Annotated in this window: 11 protein-coding genes; 7 read left to right on the top strand and 4 right to left on the bottom strand. The window is 30.0% G+C overall.

The genetic code is table 11. The features are described from left to right. Both AB2369_RS07565 and AB2369_RS07560 read right to left on the bottom strand, forming a co-directional pair. Nucleotides 1-847, bottom strand: an 847-nt coding sequence (locus AB2369_RS07565) for a DUF4179 domain-containing protein (RefSeq protein ID WP_367665874.1), incomplete at its 3' end; no start/stop codon positions are given. A 2-nt stretch (nucleotides 848-849) separates the two neighbouring features. Then, on the bottom strand, nucleotides 850-1,380 hold the full coding sequence (locus tag AB2369_RS07560) for a sigma-70 family RNA polymerase sigma factor (protein ID WP_367665873.1): 531 nt from the start codon (nucleotides 1,378-1,380) through the stop codon (nucleotides 850-852). Between the two features lie 228 nt (nucleotides 1,381-1,608). On the opposite strand from AB2369_RS07560, the gene AB2369_RS07555 reads away from it, so the two are divergent. From AB2369_RS07555 to AB2369_RS07535, 5 genes are all read left to right on the top strand, one after another. Further along, the gene (locus AB2369_RS07555; protein WP_367665872.1) at nucleotides 1,609-2,637 is read left to right on the top strand and encodes an ABC transporter substrate-binding protein; all 1,029 of its coding nucleotides are present in this window, start codon (nucleotides 1,609-1,611) and stop codon (nucleotides 2,635-2,637) included. Between the two features lie 93 nt (nucleotides 2,638-2,730). Next, the gene (locus tag AB2369_RS07550) at nucleotides 2,731-4,389 is read left to right on the top strand and encodes an ABC transporter permease (RefSeq protein WP_367665871.1); all 1,659 of its coding nucleotides are present in this window, start codon (nucleotides 2,731-2,733) and stop codon (nucleotides 4,387-4,389) included. A 53-nt stretch (nucleotides 4,390-4,442) separates the two neighbouring features. After that, nucleotides 4,443-5,504, top strand: coding sequence for an ABC transporter ATP-binding protein (locus AB2369_RS07545; protein ID WP_367665870.1), 1,062 nt, complete (start codon nucleotides 4,443-4,445; stop codon nucleotides 5,502-5,504). A gap of 184 nt (nucleotides 5,505-5,688) precedes the next feature. Further along, nucleotides 5,689-7,326 carry a sensor histidine kinase gene (locus tag AB2369_RS07540; RefSeq protein ID WP_367665869.1) on the top strand — a complete coding sequence of 546 codons (1,638 nt, stop codon included), beginning with the start codon at nucleotides 5,689-5,691 and terminating at the stop codon, nucleotides 7,324-7,326. Between the two features lie 25 nt (nucleotides 7,327-7,351). Beyond that, nucleotides 7,352-8,908: a response regulator gene (locus AB2369_RS07535; protein WP_367665868.1), complete on the top strand. Its 1,557-nt coding sequence runs from the start codon at nucleotides 7,352-7,354 to the stop codon at nucleotides 8,906-8,908. Nucleotides 8,909-9,131: 223 nt separating this feature from the next. Here AB2369_RS07535 and AB2369_RS07530 read toward each other — a convergent pair whose 3' ends face one another. Both AB2369_RS07530 and AB2369_RS07525 read right to left on the bottom strand, forming a co-directional pair. Further along, nucleotides 9,132-9,425 carry a hypothetical protein gene (locus AB2369_RS07530; protein ID WP_367665867.1) on the bottom strand — a complete coding sequence of 98 codons (294 nt, stop codon included), beginning with the start codon at nucleotides 9,423-9,425 and terminating at the stop codon, nucleotides 9,132-9,134. A 116-nt stretch (nucleotides 9,426-9,541) separates the two neighbouring features. Further along, nucleotides 9,542-10,213 carry a manganese catalase family protein gene (locus AB2369_RS07525; protein ID WP_367665866.1) on the bottom strand — a complete coding sequence of 224 codons (672 nt, stop codon included), beginning with the start codon at nucleotides 10,211-10,213 and terminating at the stop codon, nucleotides 9,542-9,544. Between the two features lie 174 nt (nucleotides 10,214-10,387). On the opposite strand from AB2369_RS07525, the gene AB2369_RS07520 reads away from it, so the two are divergent. After that, on the top strand, nucleotides 10,388-10,573 hold the full coding sequence (locus tag AB2369_RS07520; RefSeq protein WP_367665865.1) for a hypothetical protein: 186 nt from the start codon (nucleotides 10,388-10,390) through the stop codon (nucleotides 10,571-10,573). A gap of 11 nt (nucleotides 10,574-10,584) precedes the next feature. After that, the coding region (locus AB2369_RS07515) for a spore coat protein (protein ID WP_367665864.1) at nucleotides 10,585-10,803 on the top strand (219 nt) is incomplete at its 3' end.

Genomic DNA, 10,803 nt, shown 5'->3' with positions numbered 1-10,803 from the left:
GTGATACACTTAACTTAATATCTTTTATTAAATCACTTTCTCCTGTAAATATATACTCCTTAAATTTTGTCATCTCCTCATTAACATTAAGGGTAACATTCCAATTTCCATCTATATTAACATGTTTTTCGTCTCCATTATTCTCTTTTTGATCACGCCTAACAGGCCCTATTTTATTAGATAGCTGTATATTCCTTATGTCTAAATTTATTTCCTTTGGTATCTCCTTTAAATTAACCCCAAATCTATATTCTAATTTAATTTTACCATCGTCTTTAAGTCCATCTAAGTTAATATTATCTTGCTTTCCATACTTGAACACTGGATTACCCTTATGATATTCTTCATCATATAATTCATCATTATCTCCATAATAAAATACATTCTCATTGTTATCCTTAAATAAAGCCTTACCAAAGGATATCTTATCAAAATCCTTCCTATACTTCTTATCTAAGGTTAATTCTAAGAATATCCCTATGCTTTCCTTATCTAAAAACATTTTTTCAACCTTTACCTCTATTCCCTTATCCTCATCACTTTCATTTAAGTTCTGTATAAGTCCTTTTTCCTCTGCTTTCTTTATCCCTCTATCTTCTTTTAACATGGAAAATACCTGATCTATATATGCAGAAACAGGATTCGGTGTAAAAATAACTCCTGTTAATATAACAATAAAAATTGCTGAGGCTATTAAATACTTTCTCCTAAATCTTATATTCCTAGCTTTTCTATTATCTAAACCATTTAATGTATCCTCAAATCTTTCATTAAAACTTTGAGGAATATTTATATTGCTATTTCTTGCAATACTTTTTAATTTATCATCAATATGAGACTCATTCATACTTATTCCTCCTTAAGTAACATATATAGTTTTTTTCTTGCCCTATTAAGCCTTGACTTTACAGTTCCTTCTTTAATATCTAAAATACTAGCAATATCCCTATAACTCATATCATCAAAGTAAAACAATATAGTAGTAACCCTTAACTCTTCCTCTAAGGAATTTATTGCCTCATATAAAGAGATATCTTTATGAGTATCTTCTTTTCCTTCATTGTCCATAAATATCTTATCTAATGATATCAACTTTCTTCTCTTCTTTAGTAAGTTATTACTTTCATTTATCACTATTCTAATGACCCAAGTCTTAAACATAGAGCTATGTTTAAGGTTTCTTATGGATGTATAAGCCTTCAGGATAGCTTCACTTACTGCATCTTCTACATCCTCCTCTATTTTTAGTATAGATTTAGCCACTCTATACATAGACTCCTTATGTTGTCTTATAACTCTAGCAAAGGCTTCTTTATCCCCATTCTTTGCTAGAGTAACTTGAAATTCCACTGTGTTTTCTAATTCTATAATAGATTCCACCTTCATCCCTCCCCCTAATTAGACATGTAATTCCTGTAAAATGTTCCCTAAAAATATTATAATGTTAATTTTTTTTACCTTTATGTATAAAATTTTGCTCTATATTATGCTCTTTATGAAATTATACTTTATAATGAAAAACGTATTCACAAATTGTTAAAATCTATTTTCATTATGGCTAAAAAGTCATAAAACAATAATCTAAATATATTAGGGGGAGAAAAATAGATGAATAAGAAAAAATTATTAGCTCTAGCTCTTGGAGCTGTAATGACTATGACTGCTTTTGTTGGATGTGGAAGTAAAGAGTCCGGAAGCAAGGACAGTGATTTAAAACTTACAATCTACTCTGGTCTTATGGAAGACTATATGGTTAAAGCTGTAAATGAGTTTCAAAAGGAAACTGGAATAAAGACAGAAGCTGTAAGAATGAGCTCTGGAGAAATACTAACTAGAATGAGAGCTGAAAAAGCTAATCCAAAGGCTTCTGTATGGTTTGGTGGCCCTGCTGATGGTTTCATACAAGCTTCTGAGGAAGGCCTTTTAGAGAAGTATGAATCTCCAAATTCTAAGGACATATTAGATGAATATAAAGATAAAAATGGTTATTGGACAGGAATCTATGTAGGATACTTAGGATTCATATCCAATGAAAAATTATTAAAAGAAAAAGGAGTAGAAGCTCCTAAGTCTTGGGAAGATCTATTAAAGCCAGAATTTAAGGGACAAGTTTCTCTTGCTAACCCTGGATCTTCTGGAACTGCTTACACAACTTTAGCTACAGTAGTTCAATTAATGGGAGAAGAAAAAGGCTTAGACTACATGAAAAAACTTAATGGTCAAATAAGGTCTTATGAAAAATCAGGAACTGCACCAGCTAGACTTGCAGGTCAAGGGGAAGCTATGGTTGGAATAAGCTTCTTACATGACGGTATAAAGTATAGAGAAGAAGGCATGAAAGATCTTGTTATGACTGCTCCAGTAGAAGGAACAGGATATGAAATCGGTGCTGCTGGTATTATAAAAGGTGGTCCAGACCAAGAGGCTGCCAAGAAGTTTATAGATTGGTGCTTAACTAAAAAAGCTCAAGAGATTGGTCAAACAGTTGGTGCTTATCAATTCTTAACTAATAAGGACGCTAAAGCTCCTGAAATAGCTACAGAAGTAAAAGATACAAAGCTTATAAAATACGACTTAGATTGGGCAGGTAAAAATAGAACTTCATTAGTTGAAAAATGGAACAAAGCTATTAAGTAATTAATTTGAGACCAGAACAATGAATGATTTTCTGGTCTCTTTTAAGACTTTAAATTAAATATTAAATTTATTTTCTATGAAGGGAGAAGCAATATGTTAAACAAATCGGACATGAAAAAAATTTGGCGTGATCCGCTGCTTCTAATTACAATAATTTTTGTCATATTAACCTTAGCAATATTTATAATTTATCCTTTAATCGCAGTACTTAAGGTTAGTTTTCTGGATAACGGTGGCTTTTCACTGGATGCTTATATAAATACCTTAAATGACTCAGACTTTAAATCCGCCTTATGGAATACATTAATTTTAGGATTTACTGTTGGTATATTATCTACAATCATAGGATTTATATTTGCCTATGCAGACTCTTATATAAAATCTCACTTTAAGAAAATATTTAAGGTAGTATCTATATTGCCAATAATTTCTCCTCCATTTGTTCTGGCATTATCTTCTATTATATTATTTGGACAATATGGAATTATAACTAGACAATTACTTGGAATACAGGATGCTAATATATACGGATTCAAAGGTGTTGTTATAGTTCAAACTATGACATTCTTCCCTGTTGCTTATCTTCTTTTAACTGGTCTATTAAAGAAAATAGATCCATCTCTTGAAGAAGCAGCTAGAAATATGGGAGCATCTAGATGGACAACCTTTAAGACTGTGACTTTACCTCTTATGGCTCCTGGAATTGCTAATGCATTCTTATTAACTTTCATAGAATCTGTAGCAGACTTCTCAAACCCAATGGTTATAGGTGGTAACTTCTCTACCCTAGCTACTAAGATATACATGCAAGCCATTGGTAACTATGATATGAAGGGCGGAGCAGCTATTGCAGTTATATTAATGGTTATATCCATATTATTATTTGTTCTTGAAAAATATTGGATTGAGAAAAAATCTTATGTTACTGTTACAGGTAAGGCTTCAAGAGAACGTGATGTTATAACTGAAGGAAAAATAGTTTGGCCAATAGATATTTTCTGCTTAATAATATCACTAATTGTATTCTTATTCTATATACTTATACCTTTAGGTGGATTATTTAAAGTTGTGGGAATTGATTACTCATTAACACTAGATCACTTTAAATATGTATTTGAGCTTGGGCTTGATTCATTAAAAGATACAACTTATCTTGCAGCTTTAGCAACACCTATAACTGGAATTTATGGAATGATAATAGCCTTCCTAATTGTAAGAAAGAGATTCCTTGGAAAAGGCTTTATTGAATTTACTTCATTGCTTGCCATGGCAGTACCTGGAACTGTTGTGGGTATAGGTTATATATCTGCATTTAACTCTAAGCCTCTTGTTTTAACTGGAACTGCCACTATAATTGTAATTTCATTTATAATGAGAAGTGTTCCTGTAGGGGTTAGATCTGGGGTTGCATCCCTTCAGCAAATAGATCCAGCTATAGAAGAAGCTGCTTCAGACCTTGGAGCTAATACTAGAAAAGTATTTACCTCTATAACACTACCATTAATTAAACCAGCATTCTTTAGTGGACTAGTTTATACCTTTGTTAGAAGTATGACTGCTGTAAGTGCTGTGGTATTCTTAGTATCTGCTGACTATAAGCTGTTAACTGTTCAAGTTCTTTCCCAAGTGGACACAGGAAGATTCGGAGTTGCCTGTGCTTTTGCAACAGTGCTAATAATAATTGTTTATATCGCTATATCAATAATGTACCTTGCACTAAGTAAGCTAGGAGTAAGCAAAGAAGATCTTTAAACCCATAAAATATATAATTTAAATATTCACTTTTATAATACGGAGGTATAACTATGTCAAGCAAAGGTGTTAAAATAAAAAATTTAACTAAAATATATGAAGGTAATAACAACTTTAAAGCAGTTGATAATATATCAGTTGATATTAAGCCTGGTGAGTTTGTAACACTACTTGGACCTTCCGGTTGTGGTAAAACTACAACCTTAAGAATGGTAGCAGGTTTTGAAATTCCAACCTCTGGAGATATAGTTCTTGGAGAGGAAGTTATAAATAATTTTTCACCAGATAAAAGAGATACATCTATGGTGTTCCAAAGCTATGCTTTATTCCCTCACTATAATATCTTTGATAATATAGCCTATGGACTAAAGCTTAAGAAGCTAGATAAAGAAACTATAAAATCAAAGGTAACTACTATAATCGATCTTGTTGGTCTTAAAGGAATGGAAAATAGATATCCTAATCAGTTATCTGGAGGACAACAACAAAGAGTTGCCCTAGCTCGTGCTTTAGTTATGGAGCCTGGAGTTCTTTTATTCGATGAACCTTTATCTAACTTAGATGCAAAGCTTAGAGTATACATGAGAACAGAAATAAGAAAAATTCAACAAAAGGTTGGTATAACAGCTATATATGTAACTCATGATCAATCTGAAGCTATGAGTCTTTCAGATAGAATAATAATAATGAATAAAGGAATTATAGAACAAGTTGGTACTCCTAAAGAGATTTATTATACTCCAAAAACTAAGTTTGTAGCTGACTTTATTGGAACTGCTAACTTTATAGATGGAGAAATTATAGAAGTAAATAATGGCGAGGCTAAAATCCTTGTTGAAGGTCAAGAACTTACAGTTACTTATACTGGCGATAAAAAAGCTAAGGATTCATGTACTATTGTATTAAGACCAGAAGCTATAGATATAGGAGAAGAAGGTCTACTGGCTGGAACAGTTACTCTATCAACCTTCATGGGATCTTACCAGGATTACATAATAAAAACTAAAAATAGTGAGCTTAAAATTCAGCTTAATAACCCTCAAGGAAAGAATATCTTTGAAGAAGGCTCTCAGATTAAAGTATCCTTTGATGCTGTTAATGTTCACATAATTTAATATAATTTAAAGACATAAGGTTTTACCCTTATGTCTTTTTTATTTTTGGTGTTATAATAATTTTAAAAAGATTTCATATATTGTCTATATTTTTAACACAAGTTAAATTAAAGAAGGGATATTTATGTTCAGGAAACGATTGTTTAAAACCTATATTATTATAATGGCGATACCCCTTATATTTATGTTTATATCTTATTACAATACATTGAATTACACAAACTCAGAAAGAAATATTACATTAGAAAATAACTTAAAAATAGTTAGTAAGTTTGTAGATTCTACCATGACTGTCTTTAGCTCCATGACCAATTATATATCCTTTAATGATGAAATTCAGGGAATTCTCTCTAGTGAGTATTCTTCTAAAAGCTTTGATAAATTTAATGACACTCAAAAGCTATATAAAATAACTAATAGTATCTTAGCTACCCAACCCTTAGATGTACCTATACATATTATTGATAAAGATAGAAATAGTAGATTTAGTACTACAGATTACTTAGTTCCAATATATGAAGATGGTCGTGGAAACTTTTTTGATATCTTAGATAAGGTAGAAGGTAAAAGTTTATCTTACATTCACAGAAGAGTAGATGGCAAGGAGTCAAAAGATATAGTTATGGCCATGGGGACCCAAATTAGACAAAAGGAAAATGGAGATATTCTTGGCTATGTTATAACAGATATATATGATGATTACTTAAATGATCTTATTAAAAACTTTTCTATATATCCTGAAGATAATATATACATATTAGATAAAAGTGGATACATCGTAACAGATCTTAGAAATAAAAATGAGACTGGATTTAAATTTGATGAAGATGCCCTTGTTAAAATTTTAAGTAGTAATGAGGACTCTTTATATATGAAATTAAACAATTCATACTCTAAATTATACTTCACTACATCCCCATTAACGGGATTTAAAGTGGTCCAAGCAGTGCCTTTAATGTCTATGTATAATAAAATTATAATACTTATACTGTCCTTTATTGGTCTTCTAATAATAGGAGTATTACTTGGAGTATACTGCTCTTATTATTTATCTAGAAGTATATCTAATCCTATAAATCAGTTAAGTAATCTTATGACTGAAGTAGAGAAAGGAAATAGAAATGTAGTGTTTCCTTTCATAGAAGAGAATGATGAGATAGCTCATCTTGGGAATAGCTTCAACCAAATGGTTAAAGAGATAAATAAACTTATAGAAGAAGTTTATTTAAAACAATACCTTTTAAAGGAAGCTGAATTTAAAGCTCTTAAAGCTCAGGTAAATCCTCATTTTTTATATAACACTTTGGAATCTATAAATTGGATGGCCAAGCTTAAAGATTATGACAATGTTTCCAATATGATAACTTGCCTTGGTAACTTTTTAAGATACAGCGTTACTAAAAAAGGTGATGTTGTAACAATTTCCGAGGAAATAAATCAAATAAATAATTACTTAACCATACAAAAAATACGCTATGGAAATAAGTTCAAAGTAAATATAGATATTGAACAAAATATTTATGAAAAGAAAATTTTAAGACTACTTCTTCAGCCTTTAGTTGAAAACTCCATAGTCCATGGACTTGAACAAAAAAGCGGTGATGGAATAATCATCATAAGAGGATATGTGGATGAAGAAAAGCTAATATTTGAAGTCCTAGATAACGGAGTAGGCCTTGGAAATAGCAAGCATAAGGGTGAAGGAATCGGCTTAGATAATGTGAACTCTAGAATTAAAATTCATTATGGAGAAGATTTTGGACTATATAAAGAAACTAAAGATAATATGACCTGTATAAAAATAATATTAGGTTCTAATTAATCCTATTCCATTGGAGGAATATTATATGATAAAAGTTGTATTTGTAGATGATGAATACTTTGCAAGGGAAGGTATGAAAAAAACTATAGATTGGAAAAGTTTAAATTGCGAGTTTTTAGAAGCCTTTGATAATCCTAATGATGCCATAGAAGAGTGTAAAATACTAAAGCCTGATTTAATAATAACAGATATAAATATGCCTTCTATGAGTGGACTTGAAATGGCTGAAAAAATCTCAGCTTTTCTTCCTTACTGTAAATTTATAATTATTACTGGATACGATGAATTTGAATATGCAAAACAAGCAATAAAGCTTAAGGCTATGGACTTCTTACTAAAGCCATTAGATCAAGATGAACTTATATCATCTATAAAAAATTCTGTGAAAGCTATACATAAATTAAAATTTGAATCATCCATTGCAAAAGAAAGGATTCTTTTGGATGCCATGAGGGGTAAAATATCTAATAAAGATTCTATGATTTCTATACTCTCCTCTAATAATATAAATATTAGAGATATGATTATTGTAAATATAGAGAATGACAACTATAGTAAGATCCTTGAAGAAGGCCGTGAGGAAGAAATATATACTCATAATCGATTTATAAGAGAAGCTTGTTATAAAGAGTTTAATATGGAATGTTTTGTTGTAGAATGTCACCAAGACAGGCTTGCCTTAATTATTAATGTTTCTACAAATTTTGCCCTTCTTCACAATAAGCTAAATTATATGCAGAAGAATCTTATTAATAATCATAATATACATATAACTATGGGCGTATCTAATATAAATACTTTATATGATATAAAAGAATGCTATGATGAAAGTAAGCTAGCTTTGAAAGAAAAGCTATATTTAGGTAAGGGTAATATTATCTATTTTAAAGATATAAATAGTATTAATTCTATAGATATTAACGGATACCATATTCTTATAAAAAAACATGAAGAGATTATACTGCTTATTAAGGCTAAAGATAAAGTAAAGCTTGAGAAAAAACTTAAAGATTTATACTTTAATATTTTTAAAACTTATAAGATAGAGGAACATATTATAAATCAAATAACCTTAAACCTTATATTTAGAATAAAAACTATGCTTAAGAGTTATAACTTAAATACTGATTTTCTTATAGAAAGAGAAACTAATATGTTTAAAGAGGATTCTAAATTACAAACTATAGATGAAGCCTTCTCTTCAGTACATTCTATATGTATAGACTCTATAAGACTCCTTAAAGAAACATACATAGAATCAGAAGACACAACTATTTCTAAGGCTATTGATTATATAAAAGATAATTATAATAAGGATTTGTCTCTATCTAACGTTGCAAAACATGCTTATTTAAGTGAGAGTTATCTAAGCAGAAAAATCAAACAAACCCTTGGTGTAGGTTTTAGCGAATATGTTAACTCTCTTAGAATAGAAAAATCCATAGAACTTTTAAGAGATCCTAATCTTAAGGTGTCTGAAATAGCTCTTATGGTAGGATATTCAGACTACAGATACTTTTCTAATATATTCAAAAAGTATACTGGATACTCTCCAAAGGAGTTCACTAAAAATAAGACATAAAAATAGGTACTATTAGCGTTTTATAGGGTTTTTGATTCAAAACTTATCTTATGCACTGATTAAAATCTAAGACTTTAAAGGATTTAAGTACATGTATAAGTTAAGATTTAGACTAAAAACCCTATATAAGTTTTAGAATAAAATCTTAACCTATAAGCTTCTATCTATAAAATAAACTAAAAGCCTGCAGACTTTAACTGCAGGCTTTTAGTTATAATTTACATTATTCTGTGGGTTCATTTAGTTTAGGTGCATTACTATGGCTATGTCCATTACCACAGCAACCTCCTTCTTTATCTCCCTTAGACATCATAAAAATCATCATTATTGGACATAAAAATGGTATTACTATTGAAAATACCCTACCAGCTCCTGGGCTGTATCTAGTTATACTTGGTAAGAGTGCCACAATGAGCAATATAGGTAATCCACAGCAAATAATCATGTGTAACATGTGCTTTAAATGGCTATGTTTTTTATTTCCTTTGTTTTCTTTGTTATTACCATGACAATTCATAATTAAAATTAACCTCCTAATAATTTTCTATTAAAAGTCTTTCATTTTAACTATATGTTACATTACTTATATATAGAAAATATGAAGAAGGTTATATATTTTATATACTACAATAATTATTTTCTTGGGTTATTAAAAGATGTTTCAGTTGGATCTGGTGATTTGAAATATTCTCCTGGTGTTGATAAATTAAAGTAAAGCTTAGAGTCTTCTGTTATTCCAAAATCCTTATTAGATCCTGTATCTTTAACTTTATTTAAAGCCTCTCTAAATAAGGCATTATGAGCCTCTTCTCTTTCTAATAGGAACATTATTGTCTCTCTTACATATTTATCTTCAATCTGACGATGTAAATATTCATAAACTACTTTTGCTCTTTGTTCAGAAGCTATGTTAGAAAGTAAATCTGCAACTAAGTCTCCTGTAACTGTTACATAATCAGCAGTCCATGGAGCCCCTGAAGAATTAGTTAATACTGGTGATAAGCCTCCTAATACATGAGTTTGTATTGTTCCTGCATCTACCCCTTTATAATCAACGTCATGGCCATTTAATAAATTTATAGTCTGTGCAACCATCTCCATATGGCTAAGCTCTTCTGCTGCAATATCAAGGAATAAGTCTTTTATTGCTGGATCTTTTATTCTAAAACTTTGTGATAAATATTGCATAGCAGCTTTTAACTCTCCATTACCTCCCCCTAGTTGTTCTTGCATCAAAACAGCATATTGAGGATTAGGTTTTTCTACTCTTACTTCTCTTAATAACTTCTTATCATGTTTAAACAAATTTAAACACCTCCATATTTTATATCATTAATATCTTTTCTTATAAGACATAAACTTATTCTTATTGTTAAAAAGTTCAGTAATACACCTAATTTAATATTTAAAAACTTATCTAGAATAATTTTAAATGTTAATCCTAATAATATTATTGAAATATAATTTGGAGGTGATACCATGTCAAATTTAAATCAACTAGAATTACAAAATATTCGTCATCTTATTGGAGCTCACGAAACAGTTTCTAATAAGCTTACTGACTTCTCAAATCAGTGTACAGATCCTACTTTAAAGGAAATGTTAAAAACTGATGCTGAAGACGCTAAGAAAAGTAAAGAAAAATTATTATCTTTCTTAAAATAGGAGGTGCCGAAATGCAAGAAAAAGATATGATAAATGATTATTTAAGTATGATTAATAGCAGTTTAACTGGATATGGTGGAATCATAAGCCAAACAGAAAATCAAGAATTACGTCAAACTATACAGCAAATGAGAAACCAAGACGAATTACGTCAATATAATCTATATCAAAAAGCTAAAGAAAAAGGATATTATAAGCCAGCTCAACAAGCAACTCAAACTGAAATAAGT

The sequence above is a fragment of the Clostridium sp. genome, assembly GCF_040797585.1.
GTDB lineage: Bacteria > Bacillota > Clostridia > Clostridiales > Clostridiaceae > Clostridium_Z.
The sequence above is the reverse complement of the archived record's forward strand: the minus strand, read 5'-3'. Positions and strand labels throughout refer to the sequence as shown.